Below are 20370 nucleotides of genomic sequence, written 5' to 3'. Positions count from 1 at the left end.
ATAGAATAAACGTCAACTTCAAATAAAATTCTGTCCTAATAAGTATCAGGAAAATTCAGTGTAGAGAAGCAATCCCCTAAATTCTTATTTTATTTTTAAAAATGATGTTAATATAAAAAACCATTCAACAGTGGGATTAGTTCAACTACCAATTTTGAATGCGCCAAAGGCTTTTCAAAATTGAGTTTTAATAAAAAAAGCATTATTATGAATGTTTCTTTTTAGAGGCAGATTGGGGTGCTTACTTTATGTTTCATTCAAAAAAATGCTTTTTGCATAAAATGCTAGTCAAATATACAAAAACATCGACAAAAAGCAAATTTTATCGACAAAATGTTTTTTATGAGTCGATTAATTTTCCGGAATTTGCTTCAATATTTCTAATACAAATGTCCAAAACTTTTGTACCGAAGAGATTTGGGCCCGTTCATCTGGGGAGTGCGCTCCTTTAATATTGGGTCCAAAACTAATCATATCCATATTAGGATAATTCTGCCCTAAAATGCCACATTCCAAACCTGCATGACATGCAGCAACATGAGGCTTTTCTTCATTCATATCCTCATAAAGCTTGGCCATAACCTTTAAAATGGACGAATCCATATTAGGTTGCCACCCTGGATAACTTCCAGAAAATTCCACTTCACACCCTGTTAATTCGAAGGTTGCACGAAGCGTATTTGCCAAGTCCATCTTAGAACTTTCTACAGAGGAACGTGTTAAACACGCGATATTAATCTGACCTTCCTTAATCGATACCCGCGCAATATTATTTGAAGTCTCTACCAAATTGGGGATATCTGCACTCATACGATAAACACCATTAAATGCTGCATAGAGCGCTCTAGTTATTCCTTCTTGAACCCCCAAATCCATTATAGCCTTTGGCGTATCACATTTAGTAACATCAATAGTTAAGTTAGGTTCCGTGGTTTTAAATTCCGTTTTAATGACATTGGACAATAAAGCTATTTCCATTAAAAAGGCGTTTTCATGAATAGCATCAATGGCAACAATTGCTTTACTCTCCCTAGGAATGGCGTTGCGCAAGCCTCCGCCATCAATTTCAGAAATACGTAATCCATAGTTTTCAAAACCATCAAACAATAAGCGATTCATAATTTTATTGGCATTCCCTAAACCTTCATGGATTTGCATACCAGAATGTCCACCTTGCAAGCCTTTAACCGTTATTTGAAAACCTATTTTAAATTCCGGGGTTTCTTCTTCCTTATAAATTCTTGTTGCCGTTACATCTATACCACCGGCACAACCTACTCCTATTTCATCATCTTCCTCGGTATCTAAATTGAGTAAAATACCCCCCGACAACACATCTCCTTTTAGGCCCATAGCTCCTGTCATACCCGTTTCTTCATCAATAGTAAACAAGGCTTCAATAGCTGGGTGTGGTATGTCCTTGCTTTCCAAAACAGCCATTATGGTCGCTACACCTAAGCCATTATCGGCTCCTAGTGTAGTACCTTTTGCTTTTACCCAATCACCCTCTACAAACATTTCAATACCCTGGGTATCAAAATCAAAAACAGTATCATTATTTTTTTGGTGCACCATATCTAAATGTGACTGCATCACCACCGTGGTTTTATTTTCCATGCCCTTAGTGGCTGGCTTTTTTATAATCACATTTCCAACTTCGTCTACTATGGTTTCCAATCCTAAATCTTCACCAAAAGCTTTCATAAAAGCGATTACCCGTTCTTCTTTTTTTGAAGCTCTTGGCACAGCATTTAAATCGGCAAATTTATTCCATACTGCTTTAGGCTCGAGTTGTCTTATTTCTGAATTCATCTATTTTTATATTAGAAGACAAATATAACAAGACCTGCCAGGTTTTAAAAACCTGGCAGGTCTAAAAAATTGCAAAACATTTTCCTATTTTTCTTCTGTAAAAACTAAATTTTGAGTCTCAAAATACAAAATTTAGTTTTACTTCAGTAACCACTTCGTTAGTCCAAATAATTTTTTCATTTTGATTTTATGAATTTTCAAATGAAAAAATTCATGTACTTTTGATTCATGCTGAAAAACACAAAACTACTTATAGCCTTAGGAATCATTCCACAGTACATTTTTATCAAGCTACTATCGCACTTCCCTGAATTTGTAGAGCAATATTACAGCAACGGAGTTTACCCAATAATTTCAAAATGCTTTCGATATATTTTAGGTTGGTTGCCATTTTCGTTTGGTGATATGGTTTATACTATTACCGCTATATATGCTTTACGTTGGCTTTACAAAAACCGCAAACGACTAAGAAAAGATACCAAGAGTTGGTTTGTTGACGTGTTTGCCGCCGTATCGGTTTTTTATTTTGCCTTCCATATATTATGGGGCTTTAACTATTACCGTTTACCGCTTCATAAGAACTTAAATTTGAATGCCGATTATACAACGGAACAGTTAATACTTATTACCGAAAAGCTGATTGAAAAAACAAACAGCCTACACCTAAGCATTGTAAAAAATGATACTCTAAAAGTTGATTTACCATACACGAAAAACGAAATTCTATCTTTAGTCCCTCAAGGCTATGAACATTTAAAAAGGACTTTTCCGCATTTGGAATACGATGCCAAGAGCATAAAAAAATCATTATACAGCTATCCACTTACTTATATGGGCTTTAGCGGTTATTTAAATCCGTTTACCAACGAAGCCCAGGTTGATGGTATTATCCCGGCTTTTTTGTTTCCTACAACGGCCTCCCACGAAACGGCACACCAACTAGGGTATGCTGCCGAAAACGAAGCTAATTTTATCGGTTTTATGGCGGCTTCTAACCATAACGATATCTATTTTAAATATTGTGGCTATACCTTTGGCTTACGGTTTTGCCTTAACGAAATTTATAGGCGCGATGAATGTCTTTTTGAAGATATGGTTGCCGATGTAAACCAAGGTATTTTGAACAACTATAAAGAAAGCCGGGAGTTTTGGGAAGCTCATGAAAATCCTTTGGAGCCCATATTCAAAATGTTTTATGGCAACTTTTTAAAGGCCAACAATCAATCTAAAGGTATGGAAAGTTATAGCTATGTAGTGGCTCTTTTGGTTAATTATTTAGAAAACCATCCCATTTAACTATTCCACAACAACCGCTCCCTCTGGAATTTCAAAAATGGTGTCATCATCTCTTTCTTTGGATACATTAACATGAGTAAACAATACCTCACTTCGCTGTGTCGTAGGCTGGTTATTTTCGGTATTATACCATACTAATGATTGGGGCAATAGCAACCCGCTTACTGTTTGCCATTCACGATAGTTTATAAAATGTAATGATTTGCTTTTTGCTTTAGAAAAATAGGTTACCGTATAGGCCAACCAAGCCATTTTATTGGTTTCCTGGTCATAGAACAATATGTATTCATCGTCTGGCGACTCGCCTATCCCCTGTTTATAAGCAACTTTAATTCCGGGATACGTTTTGCCTTCAAATGTTAAGGGTTTTGCTTCTTTATAGATTATTCCATCGTCTGCCAATACGAAGGGCATGGCATAAAAATAAAACATTAAGTTATAATAAAACTTTGCATTACCCTTATACTTAACCGTATCCTTTTCCTTAGTCCAAACCTCTTTTCCGTTAAATCCAATAAGATGATTTGGGGTCTCAATTAAACTTTTTCTGCTTTTTAAATTAACGTTTGTTACCTCTTCTCCTTTAGTAAACTTAAGGGATTGCATACTATTCCAAAGATCCAATCCACCATGTGCCTCTAATACTTTAGAGATGTTTTTAGGGTAACTGGAGTTAACAATAGACACTAGCTCTTGAGTTTCCTCTAAGGCTGATTCTTTTTTGTTTTTACAGGAAATTGAAAGCATTGACAGTAATGCCAAAAATAAGATGTACTTCATGGTGTTGATTTGTTATTCATCCTTTGACGAAAGGAAACCCAAATAATTACATGAAATAAATTATTTTTGCTTTGCATTATGAAAGCAATTAACAGCACACAAAATCCCTACATTAAACAACTCGTTCAATTACGGGACAAATCACGCGAACGTAAAAAACGTAGCCTTTTCTTAATTGAAGGGGAACGTGAAATTAGACTAGCTTTAAAAGGCGGTTATGACTTGGACACCATTTTATATAACCCAGAGCTTTTCTCTTTGGAACAACTTGATACCATAACAAATGGACAAAGCAACCGTATTGAGATCTCTAAAGAGGTCTACCAAAAGCTAGCCTATAGAGATACGACCGAAGGCATTCTAGCCGTAGCCAAATGTAAAAATCACGACATAACAGGACTACAATTACAACATGAGTTTCCCTTAATTTTAGTGGCCGAAGCCCCTGAAAAACCGGGCAATATTGGTGCGTTATTACGAACTGCCGATGCTGCCAATGTCGATGCTGTAATTATTGCCAATCCCAAAACCGATTTATACAACCCTAACATTATCAGGTCTAGTGTAGGCTGTATCTTTACAAAACATATTGCCACAGGAAGCACTCAAGAGATTATTTCATTTTTAAAAGAGCATAACATTAACATTTATTGTGCTGCCTTACAAGCATCGGTGAACTACCATACCCAAGATTTCACCAAACCAAGTGCCATTGTTGTTGGTACCGAAGCCACGGGATTGAGTGATACATGGCTAAACCATTCAACCCAAAACATTATTATTCCCATGCAGGGCGAAATAGATTCGATGAATGTTTCGGTTGCGGCAGGAATTCTTATTTTTGAAGCCAAAAGACAACGGGATTTTAAATAAACAGTCATTACAAAGCGTTGCATAGAGCTCGTCGAAATGAGTATGACTGAAGTAATCTTCTGAAAATAAAAACAATTTAACAGATTGCCACATCCAGACGTTAACGGTCTGGATTCGCAATCACACAAAAAAATTATGACCGCTCAAAGCTTATTTTATATCATCATTGCCATATTAATTATCAATTATGTAGTTGATAAAATTTTGGACGCATTAAACGCTAAACATTTTAATGATAGCCTTCCTGAAGATTTACAGGATGTTTACGATGATGCTGAATACAAAAAGTCGCAGCAATATAAAGCGACAACCTATAAATTTGGAATACTCACCTCCACATTTTCTTTATTGCTTACCTTAGGGTTTCTATGGTTTGATGGTTTTGAATTTGTAGATAACATCGCCCGTAGCTATACAGACAGCCCCATACTAATCGCTTTAATTTTCTTTGGCATCATTATGATTGGTAGCGACATAGTAACCACGCCCTTTTCTTATTATAGCACCTTTGTAATAGAAGAGCGGTTTGGGTTTAACAAAACCACTATCAAGACATTTATCTTGGATAAAATAAAGGGCTGGCTCATGATGGCGATAATTGGCGGTGGTATTCTGGCACTTATCATTTGGTTTTATGAGGCCACAGGAGCAAATTTTTGGCTCTATGCCTGGGGCTTGGTTGCCGTCTTCACCATTTTTATGAATATGTTCTATTCCAAGCTTATTGTTCCCTTATTCAATAAACAAACCCCTTTAGAAGCCGGTAGCTTGCGCGAAAAAATTTCGGAATATGCCGAAACTGTTGGCTTTAAATTGGATAAGATTTTTGTGATAGATGGCTCTAAACGAAGCACCAAAGCCAATGCCTATTTTTCTGGGTTTGGTAGCGAAAAACGGGTGACCTTATACGATACCTTAATAAACGATTTGGATGACGAAGAAATTGTAGCTGTATTGGCACATGAGGTAGGACATTATAAAAGGAAGCATATTATTTTCAACCTCATCTCCTCTATTTTATTAACTGGAGTAATGCTATATATTTTATCCTTATTTATTTCAAATCCATTGTTATCAAATGCTTTAGGCGTAGACATTGCTAGCTTCCATATAGGCTTGATTGCCTTCGCACTGTTATATTCGCCCATTTCTGAAATAACTGGTTTAATAATGAATGTGTTTTCAAGGAAATTTGAATACCAAGCCGATAATTATGCCAAAAACACTTATAAAGCAGAACCTTTAATTACATCGCTTAAAAAACTTTCTAAAAACAGTTTAAGCAATTTAACCCCACACCCAGCTTATGTATTCATGCATTATTCGCATCCTACCTTGTTACAGCGCATTAAGAATTTGAGGAAGTAACGTATCTTGAAAACTGAGTGTCATTATTTTGAAGAAGTTAAGCAACTGTAACAATCTCTTAAAAACTTCTAATAGACATGTTGCTTTGTTGCACTCGCCATGACAGACATGGTGTTATTTGCGTTAGGGATTGTAGTGGAAAGCCCGCAGCGCTTCCAATAGTTATTGGGGGCGCGAGGACTTGAAGCGAAAAGCCCGGCCCCATTTGGTGCCTGAGGGTATCGAAGGCACCAAATGGGGAACGCCCAAAAACCTAAAAATCACTCACTTAAAAATTTAAACTTGTAACTTAAAACTTTTATGTATCTTTGCCGCTTGAAATCAAGAAAAGGATCTCGTTGTCAAAACGGGGTTAGTTCAACCAACAAATTTGAATGTTTCAAATTTGGGTTTCACAAAATTCCTCAGGGTGAGGATGTGTTACAAGAAGTTTTAGGTTAAGTATGTCGATTCTCTTCTTTATGTAACACTACATAATAAATCGCATACATATACTAGAATGAACACATTCCATGATTTGGGTCTTAATGAAGACCTGCTACACGCTATTACCGATTTAGGATTTACAAAGCCTAGTGAAGTTCAAGAAAAAGCAATTCCTGTTTTATTAAATTCTGAAACCGACTTAGTGGCCTTGGCCCAAACAGGTACTGGAAAAACGGCTGCTTTTGGGTTTCCCATGCTACAAAAAATTAATGTAGATAGTAGAACCACTCAAGGGCTTATCCTATCGCCTACACGAGAGCTATGTTTACAAATTACCAACGAAATAAAACTTTATGGCAAGTATTGTAAAGGCTTAAATGTAGTTGCCATCTATGGTGGCGCCAGCATTACAGAACAGGCTCGGGAAGTAAAACGGGGGGCACAAATTATTGTGGCAACACCAGGTAGAATGAAGGATATGATAAGCCGAAATATGGTAGATATTACCAAAATAGAATATAGCGTTTTAGATGAAGCCGATGAAATGTTGAATATGGGCTTTAAAGAAGATATTACCGATATTTTATCGCACACCCCAAAAGACAAAAACACTTGGTTGTTCTCTGCCACCATGCCTAAAGAAGTGGCGGCGATAGCTAAAAATTTCATGCACAAACCGCAGGAAATTACGGTTGGCACAAAAAATGAAGGTTCCAGTCAAGTGTCGCATGAGTATTATTTGACAAACTCCAGGGATCGATATTTAGCATTAAAACGCTTGGCCGATGCCAATCCAGACATCTTCTCAGTCGTGTTTTGCAGAACCAAACGCGATACCCAAAAGGTTGCCGAAAAATTAATAGAGGATGGTTACAATGCGGGAGCATTACATGGCGATTTAAGTCAGAACCAGCGTGATTTGGTAATGAAGGCTTTTAGAAACAACCAAATACAGATGTTGGTAGCTACTGATGTAGCAGCCCGTGGTATAGATGTAGATGATATCACCCACGTTATCAATTACCAATTGCCCGATGAAATTGAAACCTATACCCACCGTTCCGGTCGTACTGGGCGTGCTGGAAAAACTGGGGTTTCCATGGTTATTATTTCCAAAAGCGAAGTTCGTAAAATAAAAAGTATCGAGCGCATTATAAATAAACAGTTCGTTAAAAAGGAAATTCCTAACGGCATGGAAATTTGTGAGGTGCAATTGATGTCGTTGGCCAATAAAGTACATAATACTGAAGTAAACCATGACATAGACAATTATCTAGGAAAAATAAATGAACTGTTTGAAGATTCAACCAAAGACGAATTGATTAAAAAGTTTTTTTCGGTAGAGTTTTCACGTTTTCACAACTATTACCAAAAAGCACCAGACTTAAACATTTCGGAAAGCTCAAAAAGCAATGACGACGATCGTTCTACAAGTAACACTACAAGATACTTTATAAACGTTGGTAAGAAAGATGGCTACGATTGGATGAGCTTAAAAGACTTTTTAAAGGAAATCCTTGAACTTGGTCGTGACGATGTATTTAAAGTAGAGGTAAAAGATAGTTTTTCGTTTTTTAATACTGAAAACGAAATGAAAGAAAAGGTCTTGGCCTTCTTTACCGACTTTAAATATAATGGGCGTTATGTTAATGTTGAAGTATCTGAAAACCGTGGTGGCGGTGGCGGCCGAAAAAGGGACAGAAGACGCGGTGGCGGCCAACGCGATGACAGACGAAGTAATTTTAAAGGCAAAAACGACAGAAAATCGTCTAGCGGGAAATCGAAGTCAAGACGTTCAAAATCCGATGATTTTGTAGCTTCTAGACCTAGACGCTCCCGTAGATAGTTAAACTTTTTTGTTAATTTTAAGTCAAAAAGAAAATCATAGACTCCTTACTAATTTTTTCTTTAGTACTTTTATAAAAAAAATAACATAGACTATGAAGTATTACCTGCTCCTTATTGTTTTTCTATTCACTTCTGCTATGCTTATGGCCCAAGAAGCAGGAAAAGCAGTAGGAGTAGTCATTAATGCTACTGGTGGTGTTCCTCTGGAAAGCGTTAATATTGTTAACCTCAACCAAGTTATTGGTACAACTACCAACAGCAAAGGGGAATTTGCAATTAATGCCAAAGCAAATGATACCCTTCACTTTTCATACCTGGGTTTCAAATCTATAAAAGTAAGGGTAACCAATGACTGGTTAAAATTTGGTAATGCTAAAATTGAACTGACCGAATTGGCACTTGCCTTAGAGGAAGTTGTAGTAAACCAACTTAAGCTTACAGGCTATTTGGAAGTAGACATCAAACAAGTGCCTATTATTAACGACAATTACCGCTATAGTATTTCTGGATTACCCAGCACAGGTTATGAAGCCAGAAAGTCCAGTGGCATCAATAAAATTTTAGGCTCCATTTTTAATCCTGCCGATTTCTTGCACCGTATGTTTGGGAAGAAACCCAACGAATTGCGTAAGCTAAAAAAGATGAAGGAAGATGACGAAATCCGTAATTTGCTGGCGACCCGTTTTGACCGTGAAATGTTAACGGTATTACTACAGGTAGAACGGGTTGATTTAGATGAAATTGTAAGCCAGTGCAATTACTCCAAAGGCTTTATCCAATCGGCCAACGACTTGCAGATACTCGATGCTATTAGCGAATGCTATGAAGAATACAAGCTGTTAAGCCACGGAAGAAGTAAACGGTTATAAGCATATCTATGATTTCCATTAAATACCATTTACCAAAGAATTATTCCCAAATAAGAACTTACCTGTTTAAGGTTCAAGTAACATTTCCATTTTTAATTCGTCTCTAGAATTTAAACGCTTATATAATTAAACGCTTATGACCATTTTAGTGGCAGGTGCCAGTGGCGCAACAGGCAAACAGTTGGTTAATCAACTTTTAATTCTAGGACATCAAGTTAAAGTTATTGTTCGTTCTCTAGAAAATTTACCAGAATCTTGGAAAAGTAATGACAACATGCAGATTATTGTGGCCAGCATCTTAAAATTAAGCGATGAAGAAATGAGCACCCATGTTTCTGGTTGCCATGCAATTGCATCTTGCCTTGGACATACCCTGAGCTGGAAAGGTATTTATGGGCGGCCCAGAAAACTGGTAACGGATGCTACACGTCGTTTATGCCATGCCATAAAAAGCAATAATCCTGAAAAACCAATTAAGTATCTTTTAATGAATACTACAGGGAATAGAAACCGCGACTTAAACGAACCTATTTCCATTGCCCAAAAGTGCATTGTAGGGCTACTTAGGTTGTTATTACCTCCTCACGTAGATAATGAAAAAGCAGCAGATTATTTGCGAGTCCAAATCGGTCAACATCATGAACACATTGAGTGGGTAGCGGTTAGACCCGACAGTTTAATTAATGAAGACGACGTAACAGAATATGAAATACACCCTTCCCCTATTAGAAGTGCTATTTTTAATGCGGGCAAAACAAGTAGAATAAACGTCGGAAACTTTATGGCCAATTTGGTACATGATAATGATTTATGGAATAAGTGGAAAGGGCAAATGCCAGTTATTTATAACACATCATACCAAACGCAATAAGGACTGTACTTTACCTATAAAATTCTGGCTTTTTTGTTAACTTGGTAGCACAAAGAAGAAACGTAATATTTCTTTTTCTCGTTAAGAAACGATTCTCAAACTGTTTCCATACGTGACATAATTGCTATTTAAGCTAACTAAAATTAATAAAACATGGTATCCTTTTTTATAACCCTTTTCCGTTTTGCCAAGGTTATTTATCAAGGCATTAGAGATGACTCAGAATTCAGGTTTCTATTAATCTTCATCATTCTATTATTAACCAGTTCTACCCTTTTTTATTCCAATATTGAAAATTGGGCACCCATCGATTCTTTATATTTTTCTGTTATGACCATGTCTACAGTTGGGTATGGTGATTTTGTGCCCTCAACATTAATAAGCAAAATATTCACCATTATTTTCACCTTTTTATCTATTGGGGCTTTTGTATCTTTTACAGCCAAAATGATAGGCTTGACATTAGGAAATAGAAGTAGCCGTATTTGGAAAAAAGAAAGAAAGGCTAAAAAACAAAGCCTATGACTAGACTTTAAGTTAAATTTTCCATTTGTAAAATTCCATATCTTTACAAATAGAACACAATACTATTAAAGACTAGTTTAAATATATTGATATGACAATACAATCAATCATCAATCAATATGATTTTAATCTTGAATATGCAAAAGCCCTTGTTCATGATCTCACCGAAGAACAAATGACCATTGTTCCGGCTGCAGGGCTTGATAACCATCCAGCGTTTACCATTGGGCATCTCATATCCGGCAGTGCAGATTTAGTGCAAGATTTGGGCGGGGCGTTTGAAATGCCAGATAAGTGGGCCGAATTGTTTGTAAGACGAGGCCCTGGCGATCCAAGGAAGCCCAACCTTGAAAAAAGCAAATACCCTTCAAAACATGAATTAATAAATGAACTGGAAAACCAACATAATAAGGTTAAGACATTATTGGAGGGACTTAATGAAAAAGAACTGGAGGAACCACAAGCCTGGCGATTCAGTAATTTTATGCCAACACTAGGAGATGTTGTTACCTTTATGTGCATTAACCATGAGGCTATGCATTTAGGGCAATTAGCCGCATGGCGGCGAGCGATGGGATTGGAATCTGCACTTGCTTTAGTTAAGCACAATAAGAAGCCTTACATCTAAATAATCATCATTTAGCCATTTTTAATGTTTTACATACTCTTTGTTTTCATCTAAATTCATTATAAAAGACAGTCTCTTGTGCACTCTACAACCAAACATGAAAGTAATTCTGTAAAACATTCAAGGAAGCTTAACTACTTTATTTTGTTTTTTTTAATATAAACAATTAAGTTTGGTAATCTCATTTCAACAAAAATACATTTGTTATCATCACTGAATACCAATCAAAACCGATTAAATCAACATGAAGAAGATTCGAATTCCGTTATTGGTAGCCATTGGGTGCTTATTGCTTTTAAGCTTCCAGATTATCAATAACAAATTGCATTTATTGCAATCGCCGGGAGCTGTAATTGAAGATTACGAAGAGCCCGATTACGAGTTAGGAGCAGGACATATCGATTCCTTGATTCCATACCCCGCTTTAAAAAAGGGGGAACGCACACCTTTTGACCTATGGCGATATGGGGGCAAAGGTAAAAGTTCGTTTACTACGCCAGAACTCCCCATGAGTTGGGAAGAATGGGTTGCTTTTCACAAAAAACAAAAGCCAGAATTAATGGCCGATGTTAGAAAATACATGAACTCACGATTTGATTTTAACGGAGAATCTTATGAAGGCAAGGTGATGTCCGGTGGAAGAAAACCAATCATGAAAGGCCCTATTACCAGGTTACCTAAAGGGGTTTCTTCGTATGAAGAATTGTCTAAATATTCTCCAGAAGAAATTAAATACAAAGACCTGTTTCCGTTCAAACCTTTGGCGCATCCGTTACAAACAACGGCACATATGCTATTTCCAGACAGCTGGAACAAAGTACATCCAGAACATGCCAGGATTGATGTAGACCATGATTTTCCAGACGAATATTTACCAGAATTTCCACCACCAATGTTCTTGTCCAATCATAAGGAACTTGGAGACGTAACGAAGGGAAGGGAAGTAACGCTAGCCAATTACTATGAGATTTTTAACGGCTTACTCACACCAGAACAAATGGAAGGGTTAAATGAACTGTTGACCCCTACACCAACCACATGGTTTAACCATACCTCACATAGGGTTACCCTGGAACCAAGTGCGGGAGTGTCTTGTTTCTCCTGTCATGTTAATGGCCATACCAACGGTGCCATTGAGTTAGGGCCGGACAGCAGACCAAATTTAGCTCGTTTACGCGTGGACACACCTACTATGCGTGGTAATTTTAATTTAATGCAATTATCCTCCAAACGTTCCATTAGAAGCATGGATCATTTTGCGGAAGTAGAAGAATATTTTGATGGCGACCCAGGTATGCAACAGCATATTGGACAAAGAGGTTTACAAAGAGCACTATCAAATAGAATGGGCGATTTTAATTCTATGCTAGATTTCCCTCCAGCACCAAAATTAGACGCCATGAGTAATTTGATACCAAGTAAATCTACCAAACAGGAATTGTTGGGTGAGCGTTTATTTAAAGGGAAAGCTAAATGTGCAACATGTCATTACGGACCTGCCTTTGTAGATGATTATATGCACGACCTAAAAGTTGAGCGTTTTTATAAAGGACGACCTGAAGGCCCTATAAAAACATTTCCTTTACGAGGGATAAAAGATTCACCACCGTACCTGCATGATGGTAGACTTCCAACATTAGATGATACTGTAGAGTTTTTTAATTTGATATTGGAATTAAATTTAAATAAAGAAGAGAAAAAAGCACTTACCGCTTATATGATGTGTTTGTAAAACATAATTAAAAAATTATAATTAAATAGCCGTCTATATAATAATTTAAATGTCACATTGAACGTGGTCATTGAGCTTGTCGAAATGCAGTTGAAATGTTTTAGTTTACAGACAATTAACAATCGGTTTCGACTGCGCTCAACCTGACAAACACTTATAAAAACTATATTGACGGCTATTTTACTTTGTAAAGTAAGCAGAATAAGCAAATGCTTTATTTATCCTGATAATACCTATCCACAATTTTTTGGTAGCTTTTAATCGTTTTTTTGCACCAATCCAAACGCTTCTCCAATAGTTCTTGTTCTCTAAGTTGCCAATTGATATTGGTATGTTTTAGTTTCGTCGTAACGTGTTGTAAAATAATAGCTGCCGAAACCGAAATATTTAAACTTTCGGTAAAACCTACCATAGGAATTTTCAAAAAGCAATCGGCTTCATTTAGTACTGTATCAGATAACCCTTCGGTTTCCCTTCCGAAGAAAAAGCAGGATTTTTGGGTCACATCAAAATCGTGGAGTTCACAATCATTGGTATGTGGTGTAGTAGCCACAATTTGATAGCCCTGCTGTTTCAAATCCTTAATACAATCCTTCACTGTATTATAGCGGTTAATATCTACCCACTTTTGAGCACCCATGGCTATTTCCCTGTCTATCCGTTTGGTATTAATTTCCTCAATAATATTGACTTCCTGAACACCAAAAACATCACAACTGCGAATTACTGCACTTGTGTTATGCAACTGGTACACATCTTCAATCGCAACTGCAAAATGCTTAGTACGTTGGGATAAAACCTTTTCGAATTTGACCCTTCGAGAAGGTGTTAAATAAGATTCTATGTACTCCAAAAGATCGATATCTATCATGGTGTAAAGATATCATCTTTTATTTTAAGCCATAGTTAAAGAAGCAGTACCACGCTAATTTTTAGAATGGAGCGCAATACGGTTTCCTTCACTATCTATAAATACTGCCATATAGCCATGCTCTGGTGAAATCTGCGTTTTGGGTTGGTATATTTCACCACCGGCGGCCACAACTTTATCTAGTTCATCTTGCACATCCTCACTCATAAAATAGATGAGTACACCCTCCTTACTAGGAATATAGGAATCCTGCTTAATTAATGTCCCCTGGGCACCATGGGCTTCTCCCCTATCTGGAAACCATCCCATTAACAGGCCTCCAAAGTCATGAATACCTATTTCTACATTAAAAACCGATTCGTAAAATTGCTTTGCCCTATCCATATCGTGCACCGGTATCTCGAACCAGCCTACCATGTTATTGCCCATAATATTAATTGTTTAATTGACGTTTTCTAAAATTACAAAATTAACAAGGCCATAAATCTATTTTTTCAAAAAAGAATCAAAAAAACAAACACAAAGTATTGCATGTTGGCAATTAATAACTATTTTTGCACCCAATTTCGGATTAACCTCTGGCGAAAATCGTGAATGTTGTTTCGAATCAACCATTTAAATTTAAAGATATGGAATCTTTAGTAAAATTTGTTCAGGACGAATTTGTAACAAAAAAAGACTTACCAGAGTTTGGAGCTGGTGACACTATTACTGTTTATTACGAAATTAAGGAAGGTAATAAAACACGTACTCAGTTCTTTAGAGGAACTGTTATTCAAAGAAGAGGTTCTGGAGCTTCAGAAACCTTTACCATTAGAAAAATGTCTGGATCGATTGGAGTTGAACGTATTTTCCCAATCAATTTGCCAGCTTTACAAAAAATTGAAGTTAACAAACGTGGAAAAGTACGTAGAGCACGTATCTTCTACTTTAGAGGACTTACAGGTAAGAAAGCAAGAATTAAAGAAAGCAGACACTAGTAGTAAACTAGCTACAGCATATATAAGGGTTTTGATATTTTCAAAACCCTTTTTTTATTAACAAAAGTTAATAACTATGGTTCATAAATGGTTGATATCTAATGCCATAAAAAATTTGAAAATTTGAATCCATAATCTATCTTAGCAGAAGAATCAATGACAACTTAGTTTGGTTTCATTTAAAAAATGAATTTACGGCGATTCCAATTAAAGTAACGTTCTTTAAATATAATTGTTTTTTGAGGTTTGGATGTGCCGCGTGTATGCGTGTGTGAGCAAAAAACCATGATACCGCAAAAAGTACCACATGTGCGAGCAAGGGGCAACTATTGTAGTTGAAAGTTCAAAAAAGCAGTAGTACTGTAATATGAACAATGCTAAGCAACTATACAATCATGAAAATGAATGCATAGTAACTAGCATCAAGAAAAACAATTAAACGGGAGCATTTGGTAATAGGTCAATACATTTTGAAAATTACAACAAATGCTTCATTGAAATAACTGCACTTGAATTGAAAAGGTTTGATGAAAATTCAAACCGATTTGATAGCAATATCAAATAGGTCACGGAATGTTATTTCAAAGAAAGCCATGTCAAAGTAGTACTCTACAGTGATATGGCTTTTGTTTTTTAATAATTTTACTCCTCTTTTTTTATCAATTAGCTATTGGCCATCGCCTTTTTTTATATTCCTATTAATTAGCCTACCTTCTTAGGCTTTGCCTTAGAAATAAACTTCCAATAACTATCATTTTTTGTATATTCGCATCGCCTTAAAAAGGCCTTTGATTGAAAATCAATTATTTATATTTTTTAAAATTTAAAACCGACACGGATGTCAAAAATTATCTATACAAAAACAGATGAAGCTCCAGCATTAGCTACGCGCTCTTTTTTACCTATTGTTGAAACCTTTGTGAAACCAGCTGGTATTAAAATTGAGACAAGGGATATCTCTTTGGCAGCAAGGATATTATCTGTTTTTCCAGATTTTTTAAATGAAGACCAACGTGTTTCGGATGACTTGGCTTTTCTGGGTGAATTGGCAAAAAAGCCAGAAGCCAACATTATCAAATTACCAAATATTAGTGCTTCTGTACCACAATTGAAAGGCGCTATAAAAGAATTGCAAGAAAAAGGATTTGCCGTTCCAAATTATCCAGATACGCCTAGTAACGATACCGAGAAAGACATTAAAGCGAGGTACGATAAAGTTAAAGGTAGTGCCGTTAACCCTGTATTAAGGGAAGGTAATAGTGATAGACGCGCTCCAAAGGCCGTAAAAAATTATGCTAAAAAGAATCCGCATACTATGGGTGCTTGGTCAAGCGATTCTAAAACCCATGTGGCAACTATGTCCAGTGGTGATTTTGCACATAATGAAAAATCTGTTACCATTGCCGAGGCTACGACCATAACAATCGAACATACCGATACCAATGGCAACCTAACTGTTTTAAAAGACAGTTTGCCATTATTGAAAGGTGAAATTATTGATGCTACGGTAATGAACAAAAAAGCTTTGGTGGACTTTTTAGACCAACAAGTTGCCGATGCAAAAACTAAGGACATTCTTTTCTCCTTACATATGAAAGGTACCATGATGAAGGTTAGTGACCCTATTATTTTTGGACACGCCGTAAAAGCCTTTTTTAAAGATGTATTTGTAAAACATAGCGAAACCATTGAAGCCCTTGGTGTTAATGTAAACTCAGGTCTTGGAAATCTTTTGGAGCGAATTCAAGAATTACCAGAAGATAAACGCCAAGAAATTGAAGCCGATATTGAAGCAACGTACAAAAACGGTCCGGCAATTGCTATGGTAAATAGTGATAAAGGCATTACCAATTTGCATGTTCCTAGTGATGTTATTATCGATGCTTCCATGCCAGCTATGATTCGTACTTCTGGAAAAATGTGGAATGCAAAAGGCGAGTTACAGGATACTAAAGCTGTAATACCAGATAGCAGCTATGCAAGCGTTTATGCTGCAACCATAGATTTTTGTAAAGCACATGGTGCTTTCGATCCAACAACAATGGGTACAGTACCTAATGTTGGACTTATGGCTCAAAAAGCTGAAGAGTATGGTTCTCACGATAAAACTTTTGAAATTCCTTCTAACGGGACTGTAAAGGTTGTTGATGCAGCAGGAAACATTTTAATACAACACGATGTAGAAACAGGAGATATCTGGAGAATGTGTCAAGCTAAAGACGCCCCTATACAGGATTGGGTTAAATTAGCAGTTACCCGTGCCAGAGCTTCGCAAACACCTGCCGTATTCTGGTTAAATGAAGAAAGAGCACATGATGCAGAATTAATTAAAAAAGTAAATACCTACTTAAAAGACCACGATACAACAGGATTGGATTTAAGAATTCTTTCTCCTGAAAAGGCGACCATTTTTACATGTGAACGATTAAAGGCTGGAAAAGATACCATTTCGGTTACAGGAAACGTATTGCGCGATTACTTAACCGACCTGTTCCCTATATTGGAAGTAGGTACCAGTGCCAAAATGCTTTCCATTGTACCTTTAATGAATGGTGGCGGACTCTTTGAAACAGGTGCTGGAGGATCTGCTCCTAAACACGTTCAACAGCTATTAGAAGAGAACCATTTAAGATGGGATTCATTAGGCGAATTTTTAGCCCTAGCTGTTTCTTTAGAACATTTTGGTGAAGCAAATACCAATGAAAAAGCTAAAATATTAGCTGAAACCCTTGACACTGCTACCGAAAAACTTTTGGAAAATCAAAAAAGTCCATCAAGAAAAGCTGGTGAATTGGATAACAGAGGCAGCCATTTTTACTTAGCGCTTTACTGGGCACAGGAATTAACCAATCAATCTAAAGATGAAGCTTTAAAAGCTGAGTTTGCTCCAATTGCTAAACAATTATCCGATAACGAATCGGTAATTATTAACGAATTAAACAACATACAAGGAAGTGCCGTAAGCATAGGAGGCTACTACGAACCCAACGATACTATAGCAAACCAGGTAATGCGCCCTAGTAAAACCCTTAATAGCATTATTGGTTAAATAAAAATTATATATTTCAAATTAAAGCTCCTCTATGTAGGGGCTTTTTTTTATTTTTATAGAAAATGCTTCATGTATAAAATCCATTTCTGGTTTTTGTTTCTTGTTTTAAATGGTATGCTATTAAACGCTCAGGAAAAATTTACCATAAGTGGTACAATCTCAGAAAATAGCAGTAATGAAACATTAATTGGGGTTAATATAATCTTTCCCGAAATACAGTCGGGCACCACAACTAATGAATACGGCTTTTATTCCATTACCTTACCCAAAGGCACCTATAAGGTTTTGGTTAGTTATTTGGGGTTTAATACTATTTCTGAAACGGTTACCCTATCAGAAAACATTGTAAAAAACTTTAACTTAACAGCTTCCTTTGAGAATTTAAACGAAGTAGTAATTACAGAAGATGTTGAACGGTTAAATATTAAAGCCCCTCAAATGAGCCTTAATAAGTTAACGGCCAATACCATCAAGGAAATACCAGTTGTTTTAGGCGAAGCCGATGTTATTAAAGCCATTACCCTACTGCCAGGAATTACTACCGCAGGAGAAGGTGCTTCAGGATTTAATGTAAGAGGCGGGTCTGTAGATCAGAATTTAATCCTTCTGGATGAAGCCACAATCTATAATTCATCCCATCTATTCGGTTTCTTTTCAGTATTCAATCCAGATGCCATAAAAGATCTCAAGCTCTATAAAGGCGGTATTCCCGCTCGTTATGGTGGGCGTGTATCTTCAGTTCTGGATATTTATCAAAAGGAGGGCAATAGTAAGAACTTCCATATGAATGGAGGCATAGGTATGGTTACAAGCAGGGTTTTAGCTGAAGGCCCTCTAAAAAAAGACAAAGGCTCATTTCTCTTTGGTGGTCGCTCTAGCTATGCCCATTTGTTTCTACCACTGTTCGATGTTGATAACATTGCCTATTTCTATGATTTGAACACCAAATTGAGTTATAAGATTAACGATAACAACAGTATCTATCTATCTGGGTATTTTGGGCGGGATGTATTTAGAATTCAAGATTCGTTTGAAAACGCTTATGGCAATGCGGTTTTTAACTTTAGGTGGAACCATTTGATATCGGATAAACTATTTTCAAACTTGTCTTTAATATATTCAGATTACGATTACGATTTAAAATTAAGCTTTGTTGAATTCGATTGGGTTTCAGGTATCAAGAACTTTAATTTAAAATATGATTTGAAACATTATATAAGTGATAAATTCAAACTTCAATATGGCTTAAATAGCATTTACCATAAATTTAATCCAGGCGATATTAAACCCACAACAGAAACCTCTGGAATAAACCCATTTAAACTTACCGATAAATATGCTTTAGAGCATGCGATATATTTAGATGCCGAACATCAATTATCTGATAAACTATCTGTTTCTTATGGCTTACGACTAAGTACATTTCATCGCTTAGGGCAAAATAAATTGAACCTTTACAACAACAACCAAGCCGTGCTATTTAATGAAGATCTTAAAATCTATGAAAAAGCAACTCCAATAGGCGAAGCAACCTATAAACGTCGTGATGTTATAGCTAAATTTGAAAATCTAGAGCCGCGAGTTTCATTGGCTCACCAACTTAATTCCAAAAGTTCCATAAAGGCCAGTTACAATAGAATGAGTCAGTACTTGCACCTACTGTCCAATACCAATTCACCAACGCCACTTGATGTTTGGACTCCTAGCGGAAAATATATAAAACCCCAGTTGCTGGACCAATATGCCATTGGTTACTTTAGAACATTTGGTAACGGTTCTTACACATTGGAATTTGAAAGCTTCTACAAAACTATTAAAAATAGAATTGACTATATAGATGGTGCCGATTTAATTGCAAACAATGCTGTAGAACAGGTTATTTTGAATGGTAGAGCCAGAGCTTATGGAACCGAACTTCTATTAAGAAAAAATAAAGGACGCTTTAAAGGTTGGGTGGCTTATACCCTATCGAAATCCGAGCAGCAAACTCCAGGAAGAACCCCTCAAGAATTGGGAATCAACAATGGCCGTTGGTACAAAACACCATTTGACAAAACGCACGACATATCATTCACTGGAAGTTATGAACTCAATAACAAATGGAGGTTAAATGCTAATTTTATATTTCAAACAGGACAACCTACTACTTTTCCCAATGGGCAATATCAGTTTAACGGCATAACAATACCCAATTATAGTGGTAGAAATGACGATAGGCTGCCATCCTACCACCGTTTAGATATTACAGCCACCCTTAACCCCAAAAGAACTAAAAAACGGGAACGTTACTGGGTATTTGGTATCTACAATATCTACAACAGACGTAATGCAGCATCTATAGCTTTTAAGAGCAATCCAGACAGTGGAAGAAATGAAGCCACACGATTATCAATATTTGGGATTGTCCCATCAATCTCTTATAATTTTAAGTTTTAAGCC

At 36.5% G+C, this 20370-nt stretch carries 16 protein-coding genes; 12 read left to right on the top strand and 4 right to left on the bottom strand.

The features are described 5' to 3' along the window. Nucleotides 1-351: 351 nt before the first annotated feature. The gene (locus MR062_RS08380; RefSeq protein WP_242203698.1) at nucleotides 352-1812 is read right to left on the bottom strand and encodes an aminoacyl-histidine dipeptidase; all 1461 of its coding nucleotides are present in this window, start codon (nucleotides 1810-1812) and stop codon (nucleotides 352-354) included. Between the two features lie 228 nt (nucleotides 1813-2040). Here MR062_RS08380 and MR062_RS08375 point away from each other — a divergent pair, with 228 nt between their 5' ends. Further along, on the top strand, nucleotides 2041-3108 hold the full coding sequence (locus MR062_RS08375; protein WP_242203697.1) for a DUF3810 domain-containing protein: 1068 nt from the start codon (nucleotides 2041-2043) through the stop codon (nucleotides 3106-3108). Here MR062_RS08375 and MR062_RS08370 read toward each other — a convergent pair whose 3' ends face one another. Continuing rightward, a complete protein-coding gene (locus tag MR062_RS08370; RefSeq protein WP_242203696.1) occupies nucleotides 3109-3888 on the bottom strand; it encodes a DUF6503 family protein in 780 nt (259 codons plus the stop codon). A gap of 78 nt (nucleotides 3889-3966) precedes the next feature. Between MR062_RS08370 and MR062_RS08365 the strand changes: the two genes are divergently transcribed. The 8 genes from MR062_RS08365 (at nucleotide 3967) to MR062_RS08330 (ending at nucleotide 13028) form a co-directional block, all read left to right on the top strand. After that, nucleotides 3967-4761, top strand: a complete 795-nt coding sequence (locus tag MR062_RS08365) for a TrmH family RNA methyltransferase (RefSeq protein ID WP_242203695.1) — start codon at nucleotides 3967-3969, stop codon at nucleotides 4759-4761. Nucleotides 4762-4896: 135 nt separating this feature from the next. Then, the gene (locus tag MR062_RS08360) at nucleotides 4897-6129 is read left to right on the top strand and encodes a M48 family metallopeptidase (protein ID WP_242203773.1); all 1233 of its coding nucleotides are present in this window, start codon (nucleotides 4897-4899) and stop codon (nucleotides 6127-6129) included. A 499-nt stretch (nucleotides 6130-6628) separates the two neighbouring features. After that, nucleotides 6629-8401, top strand: coding sequence for a DEAD/DEAH box helicase (locus MR062_RS08355; protein WP_242203694.1), 1773 nt, complete (start codon nucleotides 6629-6631; stop codon nucleotides 8399-8401). A gap of 94 nt (nucleotides 8402-8495) precedes the next feature. Continuing rightward, entirely contained in the window at nucleotides 8496-9272 is a 777-nt protein-coding gene (locus MR062_RS08350; RefSeq protein ID WP_242203693.1) for a carboxypeptidase-like regulatory domain-containing protein, read from the top strand. Between the two features lie 136 nt (nucleotides 9273-9408). Then, on the top strand, nucleotides 9409-10143 hold the full coding sequence (locus MR062_RS08345) for an NAD(P)-dependent oxidoreductase (RefSeq protein ID WP_242203692.1): 735 nt from the start codon (nucleotides 9409-9411) through the stop codon (nucleotides 10141-10143). A 153-nt stretch (nucleotides 10144-10296) separates the two neighbouring features. Continuing rightward, nucleotides 10297-10668, top strand: a complete 372-nt coding sequence (locus MR062_RS08340) for a potassium channel family protein (protein WP_242203691.1) — start codon at nucleotides 10297-10299, stop codon at nucleotides 10666-10668. Between the two features lie 91 nt (nucleotides 10669-10759). After that, nucleotides 10760-11296, top strand: coding sequence for a DinB family protein (locus MR062_RS08335; RefSeq protein WP_242203690.1), 537 nt, complete (start codon nucleotides 10760-10762; stop codon nucleotides 11294-11296). A 244-nt stretch (nucleotides 11297-11540) separates the two neighbouring features. Beyond that, the gene (locus MR062_RS08330) at nucleotides 11541-13028 is read left to right on the top strand and encodes a cytochrome C (protein ID WP_242203689.1); all 1488 of its coding nucleotides are present in this window, start codon (nucleotides 11541-11543) and stop codon (nucleotides 13026-13028) included. A 214-nt stretch (nucleotides 13029-13242) separates the two neighbouring features. On the opposite strand, the gene MR062_RS08325 is transcribed toward MR062_RS08330, so the two are convergent. Further along, nucleotides 13243-13899 (bottom strand): TrmH family RNA methyltransferase, encoded by a 657-nt coding sequence (locus MR062_RS08325; protein WP_242203688.1) that lies wholly within the window; start codon nucleotides 13897-13899, stop codon nucleotides 13243-13245. Between the two features lie 54 nt (nucleotides 13900-13953). Next, nucleotides 13954-14328 (bottom strand): VOC family protein, encoded by a 375-nt coding sequence (locus MR062_RS08320; RefSeq protein WP_242203687.1) that lies wholly within the window; start codon nucleotides 14326-14328, stop codon nucleotides 13954-13956. 200 nt (nucleotides 14329-14528) lie between these two features. Between MR062_RS08320 and rplS the strand changes: the two genes are divergently transcribed. The 3 genes from rplS to MR062_RS08305 all read left to right on the top strand — a co-directional run bounded on the left by rplS (nucleotide 14529) and on the right by MR062_RS08305 (nucleotide 20367). Next, entirely contained in the window at nucleotides 14529-14879 is a 351-nt protein-coding gene (gene rplS / locus MR062_RS08315) for a 50S ribosomal protein L19 (protein WP_242203686.1), read from the top strand. 838 nt (nucleotides 14880-15717) lie between these two features. Then, the gene (locus MR062_RS08310; protein WP_242203685.1) at nucleotides 15718-17928 is read left to right on the top strand and encodes an NADP-dependent isocitrate dehydrogenase; all 2211 of its coding nucleotides are present in this window, start codon (nucleotides 15718-15720) and stop codon (nucleotides 17926-17928) included. 72 nt (nucleotides 17929-18000) lie between these two features. Beyond that, on the top strand, nucleotides 18001-20367 hold the full coding sequence (locus MR062_RS08305) for a TonB-dependent receptor (protein WP_242203684.1): 2367 nt from the start codon (nucleotides 18001-18003) through the stop codon (nucleotides 20365-20367). Nucleotides 20368-20370 lie beyond the last annotated feature (3 nt).

It is taken from the genome of Aestuariivivens insulae (assembly GCF_022662195.1).
Classification (GTDB): domain Bacteria; phylum Bacteroidota; class Bacteroidia; order Flavobacteriales; family Flavobacteriaceae; genus Aestuariivivens; species Aestuariivivens insulae.
This window is presented reverse-complemented; position numbering and strand designations above follow the sequence as displayed.